This is a genomic window from Leptospira brenneri (assembly GCF_002812125.1).
GTDB lineage: Bacteria > Spirochaetota > Leptospiria > Leptospirales > Leptospiraceae > Leptospira_A > Leptospira_A brenneri.
Genome location: NZ_NPDQ01000001.1, coordinates 553,602 through 572,225, shown reverse-complemented (window position 1 = coordinate 572,225; position 18,624 = coordinate 553,602). Strand labels below are relative to the sequence as shown.

At 38.2% G+C, this 18,624-nt stretch carries 17 protein-coding genes and 1 riboswitch; of the genes, 8 read left to right on the top strand and 9 right to left on the bottom strand.

Features of this window, described 5'->3' with window-relative positions; translation table 11 throughout:
• Positions 1 to 43: 43 nt before the first annotated feature.
• From CH361_RS02825 to CH361_RS02795, 7 genes are all read right to left on the bottom strand, one after another.
• Positions 44 to 670 (bottom strand): TetR/AcrR family transcriptional regulator, encoded by a 627-nt coding sequence (locus tag CH361_RS02825; RefSeq protein ID WP_100789284.1) that lies wholly within the window; start codon positions 668 to 670, stop codon positions 44 to 46.
• On the bottom strand, positions 667 to 2,613 hold the full coding sequence (locus tag CH361_RS02820) for an ABC transporter permease (protein ID WP_100789283.1): 1,947 nt from the start codon (positions 2,611 to 2,613) through the stop codon (positions 667 to 669). The genes CH361_RS02825 and CH361_RS02820 overlap by 4 nt, the downstream gene beginning before the upstream one ends.
• A 3-nt stretch (positions 2,614 to 2,616) precedes the next feature.
• Positions 2,617 to 3,561 carry an efflux RND transporter periplasmic adaptor subunit gene (locus CH361_RS02815; RefSeq protein WP_100789282.1) on the bottom strand — a complete coding sequence of 315 codons (945 nt, stop codon included), beginning with the start codon at positions 3,559 to 3,561 and terminating at the stop codon, positions 2,617 to 2,619.
• Positions 3,551 to 4,894, bottom strand: coding sequence for a TolC family protein (locus CH361_RS02810; protein ID WP_100789281.1), 1,344 nt, complete (start codon positions 4,892 to 4,894; stop codon positions 3,551 to 3,553). The genes CH361_RS02815 and CH361_RS02810 overlap by 11 nt, the downstream gene beginning before the upstream one ends.
• Positions 4,895 to 4,960: 66 nt before the next feature.
• On the bottom strand, positions 4,961 to 5,893 hold the full coding sequence (locus CH361_RS02805; RefSeq protein WP_100789280.1) for a TPM domain-containing protein: 933 nt from the start codon (positions 5,891 to 5,893) through the stop codon (positions 4,961 to 4,963).
• A gap of 48 nt (positions 5,894 to 5,941) precedes the next feature.
• Positions 5,942 to 7,552: a SulP family inorganic anion transporter gene (locus CH361_RS02800; RefSeq protein ID WP_100789279.1), complete on the bottom strand. Its 1,611-nt coding sequence runs from the start codon at positions 7,550 to 7,552 to the stop codon at positions 5,942 to 5,944.
• Positions 7,553 to 7,589: 37 nt separating this feature from the next.
• Positions 7,590 to 9,143 (bottom strand): AraC family transcriptional regulator, encoded by a 1,554-nt coding sequence (locus tag CH361_RS02795; RefSeq protein WP_100789278.1) that lies wholly within the window; start codon positions 9,141 to 9,143, stop codon positions 7,590 to 7,592.
• A gap of 144 nt (positions 9,144 to 9,287) precedes the next feature.
• Between CH361_RS02795 and CH361_RS02790 the strand changes: the two genes are divergently transcribed.
• The 3 genes from CH361_RS02790 to CH361_RS02780 are packed head-to-tail and all read left to right on the top strand — an operon-like array spanning position 9,288 to position 12,832.
• Positions 9,288 to 10,274: a sodium-dependent bicarbonate transport family permease gene (locus CH361_RS02790; protein ID WP_100789277.1), complete on the top strand. Its 987-nt coding sequence runs from the start codon at positions 9,288 to 9,290 to the stop codon at positions 10,272 to 10,274.
• Positions 10,275 to 10,309: 35 nt separating this feature from the next.
• Positions 10,310 to 12,154, top strand: coding sequence for an alginate export family protein (locus tag CH361_RS02785; protein WP_100789276.1), 1,845 nt, complete (start codon positions 10,310 to 10,312; stop codon positions 12,152 to 12,154).
• A 60-nt stretch (positions 12,155 to 12,214) separates the two neighbouring features.
• On the top strand, positions 12,215 to 12,832 hold the full coding sequence (locus CH361_RS02780) for a TetR/AcrR family transcriptional regulator (RefSeq protein ID WP_100789275.1): 618 nt from the start codon (positions 12,215 to 12,217) through the stop codon (positions 12,830 to 12,832).
• A 1-nt stretch (position 12,833) separates the two neighbouring features.
• Here the strand turns inward: CH361_RS02780 and CH361_RS02775 are convergent, their stop codons facing one another.
• Entirely contained in the window at positions 12,834 to 13,595 is a 762-nt protein-coding gene (locus tag CH361_RS02775; protein ID WP_100789274.1) for a lysophospholipid acyltransferase family protein, read from the bottom strand.
• Positions 13,596 to 13,737: 142 nt separating this feature from the next.
• A riboswitch (cobalamin riboswitch) is annotated at positions 13,738 to 13,870 on the top strand.
• Positions 13,871 to 14,056: 186 nt separating this feature from the next.
• Here CH361_RS02775 and CH361_RS02770 point away from each other — a divergent pair.
• The 5 genes from CH361_RS02770 (at position 14,057) to CH361_RS02750 (ending at position 17,424) form a co-directional block, all read left to right on the top strand.
• The gene (locus CH361_RS02770) at positions 14,057 to 14,683 is read left to right on the top strand and encodes a hypothetical protein (RefSeq protein ID WP_100789273.1); all 627 of its coding nucleotides are present in this window, start codon (positions 14,057 to 14,059) and stop codon (positions 14,681 to 14,683) included.
• Positions 14,684 to 14,711: 28 nt separating this feature from the next.
• Positions 14,712 to 15,575 (top strand): LIC_13355 family lipoprotein, encoded by an 864-nt coding sequence (locus CH361_RS02765; protein ID WP_100789272.1) that lies wholly within the window; start codon positions 14,712 to 14,714, stop codon positions 15,573 to 15,575.
• Positions 15,576 to 15,713: 138 nt separating this feature from the next.
• Positions 15,714 to 16,493: a class I SAM-dependent methyltransferase gene (locus CH361_RS02760; protein ID WP_244279487.1), complete on the top strand. Its 780-nt coding sequence runs from the start codon at positions 15,714 to 15,716 to the stop codon at positions 16,491 to 16,493.
• 12 nt (positions 16,494 to 16,505) lie between these two features.
• Positions 16,506 to 17,063 (top strand): slr1658 superfamily regulator, encoded by a 558-nt coding sequence (locus CH361_RS02755; protein ID WP_015681533.1) that lies wholly within the window; start codon positions 16,506 to 16,508, stop codon positions 17,061 to 17,063.
• A gap of 13 nt (positions 17,064 to 17,076) precedes the next feature.
• Positions 17,077 to 17,424 (top strand): slr1659 superfamily regulator, encoded by a 348-nt coding sequence (locus CH361_RS02750; protein WP_100789270.1) that lies wholly within the window; start codon positions 17,077 to 17,079, stop codon positions 17,422 to 17,424.
• A 21-nt stretch (positions 17,425 to 17,445) separates the two neighbouring features.
• Here CH361_RS02750 and CH361_RS02745 read toward each other — a convergent pair whose 3' ends face one another.
• Positions 17,446 to 18,606, bottom strand: a complete 1,161-nt coding sequence (locus tag CH361_RS02745) for a GNAT family N-acetyltransferase (protein WP_100789269.1) — start codon at positions 18,604 to 18,606, stop codon at positions 17,446 to 17,448.
• Between the last annotated feature and the right edge of the window lie 18 nt (positions 18,607 to 18,624).

Genomic DNA, 18,624 nt, shown 5'->3' with positions numbered 1-18,624 from the left:
TTTGAGAATTTTACAACTGTGTTAAAACTTTGTCAATGGTAAATCAAAGGAAGGATGAAAAATATACATATAAGAGATTGTTCAGTTCCGCCAGGACTGCCTTTTTTTCGGACGGTTTTTCCTTTCTTTGCGCAATTTTAAAGACTGAATCCACAGTTTCTACAATCATAAGAGCTTTATAGTAGGCGTATTTTTTCTCAACTTTCGGAAAGAGTTGGAGAATGACTTTTTCAGCGAGGGATTTGGCGAACCGTTCGTTGCTTTCAATATCCATTTGTAACAAAGCTTGGTTTGTATATAGGATCGAGTTAATCAAACGATATCCTTTCACTTCATTAAATGCTCTTTCAAAGGCAGATAACGTAAACGCAATGAATTCAGCGGAGAATTTTTTTTTCTTTTTTAGCTCTTCATCTAAAAGTTTAAAAAAAGAATCATGTAGAATAAAATAACAAGCCTCAGCATGAGAATAAATGATAGAATCCTTGTTAGGAAAAAATTGATAGATCGATCCAACAGAAATTCCACTTCTTTCTGCAATTAAGTCAGTTGTTAAATCATCATACCCAACTTCACCTAACAATTCAATGGTGGTATTAATAATAATTTGATACCTTTCCTTTGAACGTTTTTGTTGGGGAATTTTTCTTGGATTGAGTTTGATATTCATTCAGACCTTAATGCCACAATCGGACTTAGTTTTGCGGCATACTCAGAAGGCCACCAACCAAAAAGAATTCCAATCGATATGGAAAATAGAAAGGCAAATCCTATCGATGGAAAGGATAAAACAATAGTCCAACCAAAGTATTCTTGCAAAAAAATGACCGCAAGGATTCCAAATACAAGCCCAACAATCCCGCCTGTCAAACTTGTCAAAGTGGATTCAATTAAAAATTGCATTCGAATGTCAGACTCGCGAGCACCAAGAGCCTTTCTTAGACCAATCTCTTTGGTTCGTTCTTTTACTGATACAAGCATAATGTTCATAATTCCAATCCCACCGACCATAAGAGATACGGTAGCGAGTGCTACGAGAAGTGTTGTCATGGTTTGGTTTGTTTCGGAAACAGCAGATTGAATGTCAGCCATGTTCATCACTTGATAAATATTACCCATGGATTCATTCGTTCCATGTCGTTCATGCAAAAATCTTTTTAGAGAAGTTGTAAATTCATCAGATGATTCTGACTTTTCCAATTCCATTTCCAAACTATCCACAGCATCTTTATTCAATAACCTTCGCATAGCAGTATTTAATGGAACAAGAATGATATCATCTTGATCACGAAATCCAGCACTTCCTTTTTCAGGAAGTAATCCTATCACTCGAAACAAAATTCGATTCACTTTTAAATAAGTACCAACAGGATTTTTGCCTTCATACAGTTCTTTGACAACAGTATTTCCGACAAGACAGACGAGGGCTCGTTTTCCGTTTTCCTCTTCTGTAAAAAACCTACCTTCTACAGGTTCTAAATTACGAAGTGTTTCATAATTAGGACTTGCGCCAGTCACATAACTATTCCAATTTCGATTCCCAAATACAAGTTGGCCTCTTCCATTCACAACAGCAGAGACCTGTTTTACCTCGGGAAATTTTTTAGCAACGGCTCCGGCATCAAAAACATCCAATCGATTTACAGTTCCGGCTTCCATAGAAACTCCCCCACTACGCATCCCACCAGTACGAACAATCACCAAATTGGCACCTAACGAAGAAAACTGTTCCTCCACAGATTTTTTAGCACCTTCTCCCAATGCCATAACAGAAATAACACAAACAACTCCAAAAAGGATTCCGAGGGCAGATAAAAATGTACGCAAACGGTTAGATGACAGAGAAAATAACGACTGTAAAAATATCCCTTCGAAAAGAGACCATCCCCGTTTTCTTTTTAAATCAACTTTAGGTAGTGCAACCTGATCTTTTTTTTTCTTTTTCCCTTCATCCGATATAATTTTACCATCACTAACATGAATGACACGATCACAATATTCAGCCATTTCTGGTTCATGAGTGACCATCACAATCGTTTTCCCTTCTTTGTGCAGACGTTGTAACTCTAACATGATTTCAATTTTACTTTTTGAATCCAAGTTTCCGGTTGGTTCGTCTGCAAAAATAATTGGTGGATCAACTAACAAAGCACGTGCGATGGCAACCCTTTGTTGTTGCCCTCCAGATAATTCGTTCGGTGTGTGAAGGGCTCGATTTGTTAACCCAACTTTTTCTAGTTGTTCTAATGCTCTTTTTTCATTTTGATCAACATTCGTATATAAGGATGGCAAACTTACATTTTGAGTAGCATTGGATTTAGCCAACAAATGAAATTGTTGGAAAACAAATCCAATCATACTGCCACGCACATCAGACAAAACATCCGAAGACTCCCCATCCACTTTACGTCCAAAGAGTTTGTATGTCCCTGAATCAACATGATCAAGCAAACCCATTACTTGTAATAATGTAGATTTACCAGACCCAGAAGGACCCATAATCGCAACAAATTCACCTTGTGAAATTTCTAAATTTATACCTGCTAAAACAGGAAATTTTGAATTTCCAATTTTATAGGATTTATTTAAATTATGAATCTCAATTGCTAACAATAGTTATCTCTTTGGCATTTTCGGCGATGAAAAAGGTCCACCCGAACTAGTTTTCTTTTCTTCTTGAATTTTTTTCTTACGATAAACTATTTCGTTTTCCTCTACACCAGAAAGTATCGCCGTATTTTGTTCATCGGATCTTCCTATGGTCACTGTAGTTTCGACAAGTTCACCTTCAATTTTTTTGATAACCTTTCCCTTGCCACCACTTCCTTTTACAAATTCGTTAGGAAGAAGTAATACCTCTCTTTCTTCAGAAAGAATAAAATCAATTGTGATCGACATCCCACTTCTTAAATAATCAGGAATAGAATTTAATGTTAGATCCACATTATACATAGTCACATTATTTTCAGTCACAGCTTCATAACCAATATGGAATACCTTAGCTCTGATCGGAGAATCGGAATAGGAATCAACAGTTACGTTGGCGATCTGACCAATCTTTATCTTCGATAAATCGGTTTCATCAACCTTAGCTTGTATCATTAAATTATCAGAAAGTACATAAAGTATATCTTGTTGAGTGACGGTTTGACCTGGACTAATATTCGAAGCAATCACCAACCCTCGTAATGGCGAAATGACAGGAGTTGGTTTATAAAAATCTTCCCATTTTTTTAATTCGTCTTCTCCTTTTGCTCTAGCCGCATCTAGTAATGCAGCTCTTTCCGTCGAACTCATCCAAGCAATGATTTTACCACGACCCACTTGATTGCCTTCGTTCACCAAGATAGATTCTACTCTTCCAGCAATCGGTGGTTTGATTTCCAATCGATTCTTTGGGATTGCGGTACCAGTCGCACGAACGGTCACAACCAAATCACCACGAAAAACTTTAGAAGATTCAATTTTTATATTTGTTTTTGATTTTCCAAAACCAAAGAGATACACTGCTACCGATACAACGACTACAAGAATAGTAATAGATATATATTTAATCTTCATCAAAACATTTTCCTAAATTTCTTAAGTAAGTAGCCTCGGCCAAACCTAAGTCCCTCTTACCAATCAATAGATTTTTTTCCCGATTGATTAAATCGTTTTCTATGATGTCCCAATTTTCAAAACTAATCAGTCCATTCGAATATTGTGACCGCGCAATCATTGCACGAATCTCCGATGCTTTATAAAATTCGGTTAAAACAATCAATTGTTCTGATGCATTTTTAAAATTGAGATGAGACTGTTCTAGTGAAAACGAGAGAGTGTTTTTTTTTGAGTCTCTAGTATGAATTGATTTTTCATACTCTGATTTTGCTATTTTAACATTATAATAGTCTCTCCCGCCATTAAACAATGGATAGGTCAAATTCAATCCAAAACTATAATTTCTAGGTTTAGGCAACCAAACATCATCTTGTCTCGTCACTGTTGCACTTAAATTGAGCTCAGGATAAAAACCTGCCTCTGCAACACCGATATTTGCCTGGGCTGCTCTCACCTTTGATTGTTCTGCCATAATAGATGGATGTGATTCTAATAAATTTTCTTTTTCCTTTTCTGAAAATTTTTTCTCCAGAGTAGGTTCATATAAAAAATCTGAATTGATATTTACATCCAAACGATTGGCAATGACTCTTTCAACTTCGTTCAAATTACTTTCAAAAAGACGAAAAGCAGACGAAACTTCAAACTCGGCTTGTTTTACAAAAGATTCACTCAGTAAAAAACTTCCTTTATGTTCCCGGCCTACTTCATAACGAAGTTTCACTAAGTCACGATTTTTGACTCGTCTATCTTTAATTTTCTCAGAAAGTTGATGAAGCTCTTTCGCATACAACACTTGAGCATAACCCGACTTCAATTCAAAACAAATTTTCAAACGAGAATCATGTAATGTCTGTTTTGCTGCCTGAAGTAAGGCTTCTGTTTTTTCGATTCCACTTTTGTCTTTAAATCCAGCAAAAATGTTTTGATTTGTACTAAGACCCACAGAGTAACGATTGATTGCAGTTGGCCTAGACTCACCTGAACTTGTCTGTTGGCTGGTATTTGAACCCGCGGTAGATCCATTGATCAAAGGATCATTAACTGTCCCTGAGCCACTAAAATTAGCTGAAGACTGTCTTGCTGAAGCTAAAACGTTAACCGTTGGAAGGTAACCCGCATAACTTTTTTCGTTTTCATAAAATGCTTTGTCATAGTCTGCTTTTGCAGATAAAAACTCTGGATTGGATTGTAATGCAGTTTGCCAGAGTTCCTTGATTTGGATTGGTTTGGCAAAGAGCGATGAACCTAATCCAGATATCGTGAAAGCGGTAAATATAATTCTAATCAACTTCACTATATACTAAACCTAGGTTTGGTTGAAAAAGTTCCATAAACTTCATTTTTTTAGAAAATTTTACCAACTACCTGAACTACCGCCACCGCCAAAACTTCCACCACCACCTCTAAACCCTCCAGAACTTCCCCCACTGCTAGACCATCCTCGGCTGCTACCTGAACCTCTAGAGCCTCCAAATGTTCCCTTTTTCATTCGTTTGCGACCATGCGGGGTTAAGAGATGATATAATTTATAAAGTCCAACTCCTACAACATAGGTCAAAAACACGGAAGCACCAACATTCGCACCATGAATGGCCGTAGGAAACAAACTCCAAAAAGGAAATAAAAAGAAATATAGAAACCAGCCAACATACGGTGCGTTAGCTGCCACATATGTAAAAATACTCAAAACGAATAAAACAAAGATAGTTAGTATTATTCTCATGATGATTGGCATCTCTAAATGAGCACCAGAGAGTTCCCCTAAAAAAGACAAAGGACCCAAATGAGAAAAATCTTCGGGGGGAGGAATGGTATAAGATCCCTCGATTGCATTCAGAATGGCATTCACTCCATTTTGAATTCCCGATTCAAAATCGCCTTTTTTGAAATAGGGTTTGATTTGCTTTTCAATGATATGGTGGCATAGAACATCCGTTAAACTTCCCTCTAGCCCATACCCAACCTCAATCCTTAATTTACGGTCATTTAAAGCAATGAAGAGCAGAACACCGTTGTCTTTGTTTTTTTGTCCCAATCTCCAAGTTTCAGCGACCTTCAGAGAATATTCTTCTAATACTTCTCCCTCTAAGGAAGAAACCACCAAAACGGCAACTTGATTGCTGGTTTTACTTTCATGATCTCTTAGTTTGTTTTCGAGTGCGACAATAAATCCAGGACTTAAAGTCCAGGTTTCATCCATCACTCTGGCCTTTAAGGTAGGAACATCCTTTGCTTGGATGAAAAAAGGCAAAAAGAAAAAAAGAGAAAAAACCAATATCCTCTGCATAAAAGGATATTGGTTTTAAAACATTCAGTTACAAGAATTTTTTATGTACTACTTATGGATTCGAGTCGCCCCGTAATAGGTAGAAATCGGTTTTAAATCTTCAAAACCAATGAGATTCACCTGACCTCCCCCCAATTCATAATCTCGTTTGAAACTTTGTAAAAACTCAATGGCTGAAAATCCGATCATTTTTACATTCTGATCAAATTTAAGATCCACTCGTTCACCTGGAGCAATTTTTCTGAAAATTAATTTGAGAGAAATCATATTCGAAAACAACAAAGCATGTTTTACATACAACTCATGTACCTTGTTTTCCGATTTTACAGTGATATCAGCAACAAAGATATAACGAAGTGGAACACCAAAATAAATTTGAATCAAAATAGCAGTTACAATTCCACAGAAAACACCAACTAATAAATCTTCTACGATTGTAAGAACAACAGTTACCATAAAAATAACAATTTGATCCCAACCTTTATCATAGGTTTCTTTAAAAACATGAGGAGATGCCAATCGGATCCCTACCATAATTAAAATTCCAGCAAGAGATGCGAGGGGAATCCTATGAATGAGACCTGGCAAAAGCAAAATGAAAAATAACAAAAACAATCCATGAAAGAAATTGGAAAACCTTGTTTTAGCACCATTTTCTATATTGGCAGAAGACCTAACTACCTCAGCAATGATTGGTAAACCACCAATCCAACCTAAAAAGAAGTTCCCCGCACCTTTTGCAACCAACTCACGATCCATATTTGATTTACGACGATACGGATCTGTATTATCGACGGCCGTTGCAGTTAACAATGATTCAATACTTGCGATAAGTGCGATCGTAATGACCATCACCCAAAAAATTCCATCTTTCCATCTAGAAAAATCAGGGAAAGTAATCCCATCATAGATATGATCCGGTAGATTTACTAATTTTTCCGGACCAATTTTATAGGTTTGGTCAAGTAAAGTATACGAATGTTCATCAGCCAAATCAAACACAACACCCAAAATAATACCAACTAACACAGCAACAAGTGGCGCAGGTAATTTTTTTAATAAAGGGTTTTTGATTTTTGCCAATACAGCAATGATCACAATCGCTGAGATACCAATAATGGCAACTTCAGGATTCACTAAAGAAAAACTAAATGGGATTTCTAACAACAATCCTCCAATTGTTTTAGCCTTAGGAGTGATTCCAAGTGCAACATAGAACTGTTTGGAAATGATGATGATCCCAATAGCTGCCATCATTCCATGTACTACCGAGATTGGAAAATATACGGTTAGGTTACCAGCTTTGACAAGCCCTAACACAATTTGAATGGCACCTGCAATCACAATGGCCGCTAGTGTTAATTCGAAACCAAGTTTTGGATCCCCACCACCCAAAACCATAATGGAATTGAGAACCACTGCAATGAGTCCAGCCGCAGGGCCATTAATCGTTAAGTGAGACCCACTGAGTAAGGAAACTACAATTCCTCCCACAATCCCGGAAAAAATTCCAGCCATTGGTGGTGCCCCCGATGCGAGTGAGATGCCCAAACAAAGCGGCAACGCAATCAGAAACACAATAAAACCGGACAGAATGTCCGATCGCCAATTTTCTTTTAACCCGGGTAACCAATCTTTTACACTGTCTTTGCTATCCATAGGAAGCGTCCTCTTTATCTATCTAACTTTTGTATATTTATATGTTTTTATTTTTCCGATACTGGTTTGGATTCACACCAGATTGTTTTTTAAATTCTAAATAAAATGCTGATCTAGATCCAAATCCAGAAAGTTTTCCAACCTCAGCAACATTAAGTTCAGGTCTTTCATTTAGGATGGTCATGGCTTCTTTAATTCTATATTGATTCAGTAGAGATGGAAAATTGAAATTATATTCTGAATTGATAAGTTCGCTCAATTGGTGGTAAGAAAGTCCCATTTTAGAAGCAATCAACTCTTCATTACAATCAGGATTTAAAAATATTTTTTCAGATATTAATAATGATTCTAATTTGTTTCTAAATTCTGTTTTATCTAGTTTAAGTGTAACAGAACGAAATCTAGTTTTTGACTTATCTCTTTTTTCATAATTTCTTAAAAACAAAAAAGAACCAGCAGTTAAGAATGGAAGATAAAACACTGCAGCATAGATAAAGAAAGGTTGGTACGGATAAAAATCAAAATGAAACAATGTTTTTAAGAAGACGGAAAAAAGAAAAAAGAACCAACCAAACACATACACTCGTTCATCACTTTCGTCTTTTGCTAACAGCGAACTATGTGTTCTGAATAGATAGTAGGCAGCTGTTCCAAAGATAGACAATACTAGAAAGATTCTAAATTCATAAACTCTAGAGAAAAGAGGAACGAGTAAGTATAAAAACCCTGCAAATCCAGAAATCCAAAATCCAAAATGATTAGAAAAACGATTTCCTACAAACCGATCGAAAGATCTTAAATAAAGGAAAAATACAAAATGGTTTATGGACAAAAAGATATAATAAGAATGCCTAACTAGGTTATTTGAATTTCCAAATACAGAAGCAAACTCTTTCCCATGCACTGAATAAACCAGAAGGAAAAACATTAAAAAATGAACTAAGATCGAAATGTAAACTTTCTCTTTCGATTTAATATATTCAGAAATTGCCCATCCGAAGGAAACAATCCCCATCATCGTAAAAAACAAAAATGTCAGAAATCGAAAGAGTACAATAGAACGGTAACTCGCATGGGAAACAGTCCGAATTGGAAAATTTAAGTCTTCATTAGAAACAAGATAAATATAAAAATAGCGGCTTTCATTTGCTTTCAGGGTGACGTTAAAGTGGGGGAATGGGGAAAGTAAACCCATCCAATCCTCCCAAACATACCCACTGTAAGAGGTAACAATCTCTCCATCCTCACCTTCCGAACAAAGTTCTACAAAGGGGATATTGATCCACTGGATGAGAATACTAAAATACGTATCAACTGCTGTGTCATTTTGGATCTCGACCCGAACCCATTGCCCCCCAACTTCACGTTTTCCTCGCAAAGAATCCGCACTGCGGTTGTCCATCCAGACAAAACTCCGCAAAGATTGGATCGATTCGTGGTTACAATTTTTTGGAATTTCTGTCCTGTGGGGTACCAAAAATTGGACATTTCGACTGATGTTCCGGCCATAGAAACTTTCTGGCTTCCATAGGCATCCCCCCAATCCGACCAGGATTGCCAAGAGAAGCGTTATTTGAACCATCTGTTTCATTGAAAACACCAGTTTTCGCGAATTCTGCCCCTAAGAAAGCGATTTCGCCGTTTGCAGGAATTTGAAATGAATTATTTTTTGTCCAATTTTATGATTTTGGACAAAATAGATGTCTAAAATAGTGACGAACAGAGGGAGGAAATTATGGATTTCCACGCAGCGCTCAACAACATTCTCAACCCACCGGTACTCTTTTTCTTTTTAGGAATGGGTGTCGTATTCTTCAAATCGGACCTAAGGATTACGGAGGGAGTCTCAAAATTCCTATCTCTCTATCTTTTGTTCTCTATCGGCTTCAAAGGGGGCCACGAACTCTTCAAATCACCATTTGCAGAAGAACACTTAATGACCCTCATTGCCTGTATGTTCATGGCATGTTTTGTTCCGATTTACTCTTACTTTATCTTCAGAGCGAAACTAGACCACGCGAACTCAGCAGCTCTTGCAGGAAGTTTTGGATCCATCAGTGCTGTGACCTTTGTCACTGCGGGTGCCTTTCTACATAGTTATGGATACGAATACCAAGGTTTCATCGTTGCAGGAATGGCTCTTATGGAATCACCTGCGATTGTTCTTGCAGTGATCATCGATCGTTTAGGCAAAAAGAAAAATAACGAGAATCTAAATGAAAAAATCCAATGGAAACAATTACTCCATGAAGCTTTCTTTAGTTCTTCCGTATACATTCTGATTGGAGCATTGATTGTTGGTTATTTATCTGGTGAGTCCGGATGGAATACAACCAAACCATTCACTGAGGATATTTTTAAAGGACTACTCACCTTCTTCTTACTAGACAAAGGAATTGATGCCGCAAGACAAATGCGTGAGTTAAAAAAAGTAGGTTTTTTTCTGATCGGATCGGCACTGATTATCATGTTGATTAACGTGGTCATTGCAATCTTACTTACAAAGATCATCCAAATGCCAATTGGTGATGCTCTGATGTTTGTGGTTTTATGTGCCTCTGCATCCTATATTGCAGTGCCTGCAGCTATGAAAGAATCCATCCCGGAAGCAAACCCAAGCATTTATTTAACGGTTGCTTTATCGATTGTGTTCCCTATTAATATCATCGTCGGAATCCCTTTATACTTTTATATTCTCAAAGTGATCACGGGAACTACTTAAGTTAAAAGAACATTTATCAGAAAAGGAGATACATCATGTATATTTCAAGAGGTTATTTCTATTTTCTATTGTTAGCGGTAATGACACCGCTAACAATAACATGGGCGGCTCCAACAGAAACAGAGAACCCTCCTGTTACTACCGCTACACAAGAATCAAAGCCCTATGCCTCACCAATGAAAGAAAAGGGCCTTGATCCTGAATTCAACCGCCATATGTTTGTGGAACCAGAATTATCTAAACATTCCGCAAACTCTGGACAATTTTGGTTAAACGATGTATTACGTTTTGGTTTGTATTTACGACCCAGACAAGAATCCAGATACAATATGGATTTTAATGCATCTGACAAAGGTTATATTGACAGAACACTACAAACATCTTCTATCTATTTTATCTTTGATCCCAGTCCTTACGTCCAAGCAAAAGTAACACTCCAAGATGCTCGTGTTTGGGGGGGAGAATCACCGGCTTCTTCAGGTGATATCCGTGCCAATTTTTTTAGTAATACAGCAGATATTTACTCCAAGAACCAAACAAATGCTGTTTCCCAAAACCAAACGGGAGTGCGAGAAGCTTTTTTAACCCTAAACCAACTTCCCTTACATTCCAAATTACAAGTGGGACGACAAATCTGGGCTTATGGCGACCAACGAATGATAGGTGGTGGAAACTGGACGATCAATGGTCTTTCCTTTGATGGTGCAAGGCTTATGTTCAACTACGATAATTTCAAAATCCATTTTTTAATGGCAAGGCCGTATTGGACACAGAGTGGAACCAATGGTGTCGTTTCTTCCAATGATCCCAAACTGAACTCAAACGCCAATGGAACAGACACAACTCTCTTAGGAACTTACAACAGTTTTACAATTCCTGATTGGGTGACTTTAGATCTTTATAGTTTGGGAGTGGTTCGTAAATGGAAAAAAAATCCTGTGAACCCCGTTACCGGTCTTCCCGAAGCTTCTAGTGACGACCCAATGGCGATGAACAGAAGTAAACAAAACCAGAACTTACTCACAACTGGATTTCGTCTCACGAACAGAACCAAAGCAAACTTTTTGCCGGAAGGAAAGTCCTGGGATTTTACTTGGGAATCCGCCTTCCAAACAGGAACTACGGGAAGAAGAATTCAAGATCCTTATTTGAAAGAATATCTTCCGAACGAATGGGACAACTCTAGAACGGAAAGAGAAAAGTATACAGGTCAAATGCATGTCTTTCAAACGGGATATACTTTCTTCAAAAAACTACGTTTAGGTGGTCAGGTATTGTATGCGTCTGGAGACAAAAACAGAGCAGATGCTTCCGTCTCTACATTCCAAACACTAGCAAATCCTAGATTTGGAGTGATTCCGTATTTTAATAGTGTAGCCGGAATTTCTGAAAACATCAATGCACAAAACCTTTATTCTAAATCCGTAAGTGTCAGTTACAAAACAGATTCCTATGGTGAATTTCAAGTGACCTACTTTCAAAATGACAAAGCAGAAAAACAAGATGCTTGGTATGCCATCAGTGGGGCTGCCAATTCGACAAGTTCACTTGGGGAAAAAAATCCATACCCAGTCGCAGCGGACAAAGGTAGTACAGAGAATTATTCTAATAATTCATATTCATCACCTTATGCTCTGGGGAAACGAATTTATACCGAAGTGGATGTAACTTGGCACGGACAAATTAATGATTTTGTTTCTTTATGGATGGGGTTCGGGTATTTGAGTGCGGGGGATTCTGTTCGTAATTATCGAAATAGCAAAATCCAATACAATTCCACAACACAATCCTTTGAATGGAACCAAAACTACTTACAAGGTAAAAACCAACTGGCAAAGGATGCTTATATGGCCTATGCCCAAATCAACGCTGCTTTTTAAGAAAAACGTTCGATTTTTATATGGATTTGAATACCATGGAGGTCAAATTGATTCAAATCCATGTTGGAAGCTTCAAACAAACAAAGACGGATTCGCAATAGCCTTTCTCGTGAGGAAATTAAAAACGTATCTCTCCTCATTTTAAAGGAAGAAGGACTGGAAGGTCTTTCTATGCGAAAGATTGCCAACCGTCTGGGTTGCAGTGTTGCCAGTCCTTATTCCTATTATGAAAGCCAAATTGATTTAGTCCAAGACCTAATCAAATCAGGGGAAGACGAACTTCTTTCCATGTTAAAAAAAGCAATCACTGAAGTAGACTCAAGTTCTGCCTTCGAAAAATTGGCAGCCATTGCCCGTTCTTATTTTAATTTCGCAAGTAACAATCGAGAATTACACAAAGTGATGTTTGTGACAGATTACGGTGGAGTCCATAGAAAGGCCTTCCCACAACTTCCCAAAAGTTATCGTTTCTTTTTGGAAACAGTTCGAATCGGATTTGAGTCTGGAGAAATTCCCTATCCTAAAAATGAATACCCTGCCATCGCAAGGATGATGTGGAGTTGGATGTATGGGGTGATTGTTTTGGATATGACAGGAATGCTTCGTAAAAGAAAAGGTTCAGGAAACCCCATCGAAGAAGGGATTTCCTATTTTCAAAAACTGCTTAGCAAAAAATAACTTAACCTACGCTAGGCGAAACTTCTAAACTATCTTCTTCATCACTCAAAATCACTTCCCCTTTTTTAGGAATCAACACAGATGTTCCTTTGTCTTTCATTCGGATGAGTTCGCTTCGTATGTAACTAACAGTTTCCGCAGCATCTTTCACTTCTCTGATGGGATTTCCCACTGACAAACGAATGGGCTTATTTAAATTATAAGCATCTAAAAACATAGGGATGATGGGTAGGCCATAACGTTTACTCAGTACTGCCATACCAGGATGGAGTTTTCGAGATTTTCTAAACCCTCGAAACCAAGTACCTTCCGGAAAAATGCCGATACCCAAACTTCCTTTAGCGATCCGTTGTTTCATCTCTTTCATTGTGCGTGGGTCCGATTCGTTACGATTCACAGGGATTAGGTCGATTGATGTAACAATCCCTTTGATGAGTTGTTCTATTCTTTGTTTTTTTGCTTTCTGAAAACTATCTTTTGGTTTTTTCCCGGAATCAATACTGGCAAGAGCCGTTGTATAAATTCCATATCGTTTCAAAACACCGCGAATCACAAAGGCGTCATAAGGAAGAGTAATGAGTCGTAAAAATTTATTCCTAGGTTTGATATGGTTGGCAATTAGAATCACCGATTTACCACTATACTCTCGCAAAATGTGTTCATTTTCCAATGTCACTTTTTTTCTTCCATAAATTTGGCGCATAGGTTTTACAAATGCCCACATAAAAATAAAACCAATCAACCGACCTAAAACATAAAACATATAATCCCTCTACTTCGTTAGAACAAGTTGATCTCAGTTGGTTGCAAAATTCACTGAGTAAATTTGCCTTTCAGTTTAGAATCTTAAAAAAAAATCAATTTGTAATGATTTTCCGCAAATACAAAGCGGTTCTTTACATTTGACAAAAAAGCTGGTTACAGGGACTTTGAAGTTATCCTTCAGGGAGGAAACAGGTGAAATTCCTGTGCTGACCCGCAACTGTAATCCAAACCTAAGTTTGGTGAGCCAGATCTTCCCCGTAAAGTTGACCTCGTGGTAAAGGAACTTTACACACTGATTCCGAATGCCTTCCATTCGGATAAGGGGCCCCGAAGGCATCGGGGCACCCGAAACAATCACAAACAAAAATTGTATTTTAGGCAATCTCACAAAAGAACCTAACTGCAGTTTGTTTATTTTTGAATCGGAGTTCCCTGAATTTTACCATTGAGGAGACTTCTATGAAAAGAACACTTACAACGATTACCCTTTCTGTAATTCTAGTCGCACTGTTTGCTTGCAATACAGAGAAACAAGTTTCAGAAACTGATGCAAATTACAAACTACTTGCTGGTCTACTTGCAGGAAGTACACTCTCTACTTCCTTTTTATTGGAATACAATGGACAGTGGAACGCAGGTTATACTTACGATTCTAATGGGCAAATGACAGGAACTCCGAACGGAAGACTCATCATCGCAACTAATCCAGATGGCTCAGGAAGTATCATTTCCGGATATAATTCCAATGCAAACTATTTTGGTGGTGGTGATACCACTTATCGAATTCTTTCTTTTGACAAAGCTACCAGAAGGCTCTACTACCAAAATACTCCTGGGGGAAATAACTTCGCACATTCTACTTTTGGAAGAATTGATTACACAGCAGTAACTACTTCTGGTTGTGAACTTGGAGCCGGAAGATGTTTTTATTTTTGTGAAGCCGTTTCCGGAAAGGCTACACTCGCAGAAGTACAAGCAAGTACAGTGACAAGCAACCCAACAAATTACGCGACCAACGGTTGTGGTGGCTACACATTTAGTAGAGCACTTTCAAGAACAGAAAACTCAACTTGGACTGGACTTTAAAAAATAGGTTCTGAACTTAGGAGATGTGATGCAAAAATTTTCGAAAACAAACGAATTATGTCATTTGTTTTTGGTCTTATTTGTATCCTTCTCTTTTTGCAAAAAATCTCCTTCGAGCTCAGGGGAAGAAAACCTCTTGGCCTTGCTTCCATTACTTAGCGCAGCAGCAAATGCTAGTGTTTGTCCGAAGTCGACAATTCCAACAGATATCTACCTTGCCACAACGGTGGTGAGTGCAAGTTCCAGTATCTCTGGTTTTTCGGATCCTAAAAAAGCAGTCAATGGAGTTTGCGGAGCTGGAGAACTTGTAGGTTCGCTGGATGTTTACGCCTTAGACATTACTGGGGCTGGTGCAACGATTGTTCTCAGTTGGGGAGGACGGACAGTTAAAAATGTTTCGGACAGTATCGACTTCATTGTTTATGATAATAGTTTTCGGATCTCTGATGATTCCAACACCTATGCGATGGACCCTTCTGTAATTCAAGTTTCTATTGATGGAACTAATTTTTGCGGATTTAACCCCAGTTACTCGGGTGGTAATGTCAATTTGATGGATAGTTGGACTAAATTTGCCGGACTCCGGCCTGTCCACTACAATATGACCACAAAACCCTTCATCAACGAGGATCTTTTCATTAATACTGGCGGTTCTTTTTTGTTAGGTGGGGGAGATGGGTTTGATTTGGATGATTTAGACCCCGCAGACCCGAATGATATCGGTTGTGATCCAACACTTGCCAACAATATCAAAACAAATGGGTTCAAATTTCTAAAAATTACCTCTGCAAGTGATGTAACGAACCCCAACACTAGTGCCAAATTTCCTTGGCCCCCAGGAAGTTATAATGGAAGTGATATTGATGGAGTGGTAGCACGCGAAATCCAGTGACAATTTGTCCATTATGTCAGATCTGTACCCTCTTCGAGGTTCTACTAAAAAAAAGCTAAAAAAGCGACCTGTATTTCAGTTGACCAATCCTTAAAAAAGGTTTCTTTTTTTAAAACTACTCCTTAGCGCGTATCCACTTTGAGCGAAAACCTATACACACAAAAAATATCCATCCAGGATGAGATGCCGAGATTGTCTGCCCAAGCCAATCTTTTGAAACTCCTTCTAGATCCTTTTTTGGATTCCATATCCTTTGACAAGGAATCAGGAATGGCATTGGATGCTGGTGCTGGACCTGGTGTGCTCACTAGTTTTCTCATGAAAAAAAATCCCAATCTCCGTTGGTCCGCTTGTGACATCTCGGAAGAAATGGTGCAGTACTGCAAATTAGCTCATCCAAAAGTAGATTGGAAAATCTCCGATGTCCGATCGCTTGATTACCCAGACAACTATTTTGATTTTATCTTCAATTCTATGGTTCTCATTCATATCAAAGAACCAGAAAAGGCTTTAAAAGAATTCTATCGGGTGTTAAAACCAGGTGGAAAAATTCTCATCCATTGCCCCAACGATAAATCTTTCACTGGCCCACAAGTGCTTTTGGATATGGTGGCCAAACATGCAACCATCCACCCTGCAGACCGGTATGTGATGGAAAAAGTTCCAGGGATTATGGAGAGTTTGGGATTTCAATCAAAAGCAAGGACAGATTTTGTTGCTTCCAACGACGGAAATGATGACAAACCTGTTGTGGAATATCCAAAAATTCATTTGGGGATGATGACCGGTTGGTCTATGATGTCTTTTATGGGCCATCCGGACGGAATGCAAGAATTGTATTCAAAACTCCAGTCCGAGTATATGTCCAATCGTGTGAAATTCTCGATCAATTTAGAAACGCATTTGTATCAAAAATAAACGGAGGCAAAATTGAATCAAAAGACACCCATCATCATCGGGGAATACCACATCATTCCAGAAAATTTGCCTGCTGACGGCCAACTTCGATTGATCTTCCAACCAATCGATATGACTACTTATTGGAGGCGGTGTGGACTCACTGCAAACTTTGTTGCCGGATTTTATTCGTATTGTTACGAAGCCAGTGAAACGAAGGCCAACTCTCTCTCTACCATCATTAATGAACTTTTGGAGAATGCTTCTAAATTCTCAAAAGCCAGAGAAGGTAGAATCAATGTAGAATTGAAACAATATGGAAATCTTTTAAGGATTGATGTTTTAAATGTGGCGTCAAAAACCTTACGAGATAGTTTTGAGCTTTTTGTAAATAAACTCTTGTCGGAGAACGTGGAGGAGATGTATTTTTCTACACTCGAAACCAAAGAAGATAGCGATACCAAATCCGGTTTAGGTCTACTCATGATGCTTAAAGACTACCCGGTGCGTTTTGGTTATAGTTTCCATGAGATCGATGCCGATACTCATGAAATCACGGTAAGAGCAATTATCAACGTAGAAGAGATATAATAGGCGAAGCTTCATGGAAATCAAAGATTTAGATTATAATATTCAATACGACGAAGCCACTAAGACTGTCAAATTCACAGGTTCCATCCGATTACAGAACTTACCCGCTTATGAACCGATCAAATTATTTTTAAGAGATGTTGCGAAACTTTGTCAAGGTGCTATCTTGACTATGGACTTTAGAGAATTACAATTTGTAAACAGTTCGGGGATCACTACCCTATCTATGTTCATTATTGATTCCAGGAAAAGTGCCGCTTACCAAATCAAAATCCAGGGATCTCTGAATGTTTCTTGGCAGTCAAAATCGCTCTCTAACTTTAAAAAACTTTGGGACCAAGTGGTTTTGGAAATCTCCTAACCACAAGTTCTCACACTGAGTCTATCTTCCGCCCATCTCGTACAACCTTCTGAATTCGAGCATGCGGCGGGACATTTCATTAAATCGTTGTGCTAAAATCACAAATAAATTGGTAAGAAGTTTGACGGCAAGAGTTGGACTTTGGATCTCTAGTTTCTGAAATTCATTTGGTGTGAGAATCAACAACTTGGCATGATCCCGAACAATGATGTCCGCATTTCGGTTGGACTTAGAAACAAATCCTAGTTCACCAAAAATCTCCCCTTGGTTTAAAATGGAAATTGTGGACTTCACACCGTCCTCACGATTGACAATCACTTCCACACTCCCTTCCAAAACACAAAATAACCCTTGGCTTTCTTGGTTTTGGTGGAATACAATGTCTCCATCTTCGTAATCAATTAAATCCAACATAGATAATAACTTCTTCGATTCCTCTTCCGTAAACCCTCTGAGAAAAGAGAGAAACTGACTTGGAGGTAACATCATGTCATGGACAATATTTTGCCAAACATCATCACCATCCATTGAGAAGAGAGGGCGAATGTCCTTGTATTCGGGGAACTGTGTTTCAAACAAATGGGCGAGTTCCTTTCCTGCTGAAAAACGCTTCGCCAAACGAAGAAAAGGTGAATGAATTTGTTTTAAATATTCATTATCATCCAGTAAAAATACCATAGGGATCACAATCCCATATTCAGGATGATGGATGTTCTTTTTGTACATTCTGTAACCAACTTGGTTGTACAAACGAACTAAATGAGGATTAGTATCAATAAAATCGATGACGATCCCATTCTCTCTGGCATGTTCATAAATTTTCATACAAAGCATACTGGCTGCAGCCGTATGTCTGTATTCCCGTTTGACCATAAGTTTCGTAGACATCGAAACTTGATCTGGATAAAAAGGACGAAAAAGTTCCATCTCGTATAATTCTTCGCATTCTAAAATTCCTTCTTTTCGGAAATTGATGCGAACCGTTCCAATACATTCCCCTTCTTCAGTCTCCGCCAGGAAAAGATGTCCCGTGTCATCAAAGGGTTCTTTGATCATTTTTGTGGTATGGTCAGCGTATTCTTGGACTCTGTTCATTTCTTGAACATATATGTCATAACGAAGGTGGTAGATTTTGTCACGATCTTCCTTCGTTGTTGCCAAATGTACTCTGATCTGACTCATCCTAGTCCTCCTCCTTAA